Genomic DNA, 1,673 nt, shown 5'->3' on the forward strand with positions numbered 1-1,673 from the left:
TTGGAGGCCGACGTTGTCGTATGGGGTGGGTGCGGATGTCGATGCAGCCGAGCGGGCCGAGTGAGGTCCCGGCGGAGACGGTGCGGGTGGCGCGGGCCGCGTTCCCGAAGGGCAGTCTGGCGATCCGGATTCGGGACGAGCTTGGGCCCTTGTTCGGTGACGACGAGTTCGCGGACCTGTTCCCGACGAGGGGGAAACCTGCCTGGTCGCCGGGCCGGTTAGCGCTGGTGCTGGTGTTGCAGTTCGTGGAGGGGCTCACCGACCGGCAGGCGGCGGAGGCGGTCCGGGCGAGGATCGACTTCAAGTACGCGCTGGGACTGGACCTTGATGATCCGGGCTTCGATTTCTCGGTGCTCTCGGAGTTCAGGGACCGCTTGGTGGAGGCGGAGGCCGGGCGGCGGGTGCTGGACGGCATCCTGGCGGCGGCCGGGGAAATGGGGCTGCTGAAGACCGCTGGCCGAGCCAGGACCGACTCCACTCATGTGCAGTCCGCGGCCCGCCAGGTGTGCTGGCTGGAGCTGGTCGCCGAGACCCTGCGGGCGGCGCTCAACGAGATCGCCCGGGCCGCCCCCGACTGGCTGCGAGGTGTGGCGGAGCCGGACTGGTTCCGGCACTACGCAACGCGGGCCGAGGACACCCGGTTCCCCAAGTCCCGCGCCAAGCGGGATGAGGTGGGCCTGCGGATCGGGGCGGACGGAACACGGCTGCTCGAAGCCGTCTTCTCACCCGGGGCACCCGAAGAGCTGCGGGCGCTTGAGCAGGTGGAGACCTTGCGGCAGGTCTGGGTCCAGTACTTCCACCAGGTGGACGGCGAGGTGAGGCGGCGGGACCCAAAAGACCGGCCGCCGGGCGCGAAGCGCCTGGTCACACCCTATGACACCGAGGCACGCGGCAGCGTCAAACGCGACACCCTGTGGGACGGCTACAAGGTCCACCTCACCGAGACCTGCGAGCCGGACGCGCCGCATCTGATCACGAACGTGGCCACCACGGTGGCAACGGTTCCCGACATCTCGATGACCGACACCGTGCACGCCCGCCTCGCCCGGGACGGCCGCTTGCCCGGCGAGCACCTGGTCGACGCCGGATACGTCGACGCGCATCTGCTCGTGCAGGCCCGCCGGGAGTACGGCATCACGCTCACCGGGCCGGTCGCCGGCGTCGTCAGCCACCAGTCCACCGCGAACAGCGGCTTCACCGCCGATGACTTCACCATCGACTGGGGAAACGAGCAGGTCACCTGTCCCGGCGGTAAGACCACCACCCGCTGGAACCCCGACCGTTCACCCGAGGGCACCCCGGTGATCCGGGTCCGCTTCAACGGCGGAGACTGCCGGCCCTGCCCGGTGCGCGAGCAGTGCACCACCTCCAGCGTCGGCCGGCGCCTGACCCTGCGGCCCCGCGAGGAACACGAAGCCCTCCGCCAGGCCCGCGCCGACCAGGACACCGACACATGGAAGGACCGCTACAAGACCCGCGCCGGCATCGAGGGCACCATCTCCCAAGCCGTCGGCCGCTGCGGCCTGCGCCGATCCCGCTACCGCGGCCTCGCCAAGACCAGCCTCCAGCACCAGCTCACCGGCGCCGCCATCAACCTCACCCGCATCGACGCCCACCTCACCGGCACACCCCGGGCCCGCACCCGCACCAGCCACTTCGCAGCACTTCGCCCC

Annotated in this window: 1 protein-coding gene; it reads left to right on the forward strand. The window is 70.7% G+C overall.

The features are described 5' to 3' along the window. Positions 1-35: 35 nt before the first annotated feature. A partial coding sequence (locus IE305_RS32680) for an IS1182 family transposase (protein ID WP_190133482.1) occupies positions 36-1,673 on the forward strand: 1,638 nt, incomplete at its 3' end.

Origin of the sequence: Streptomyces mashuensis (genome assembly GCF_014654785.1) — a bacterium.
GTDB classification, from domain to species: Bacteria; Actinomycetota; Actinomycetes; order Streptomycetales; family Streptomycetaceae; genus Streptomyces; species Streptomyces mashuensis.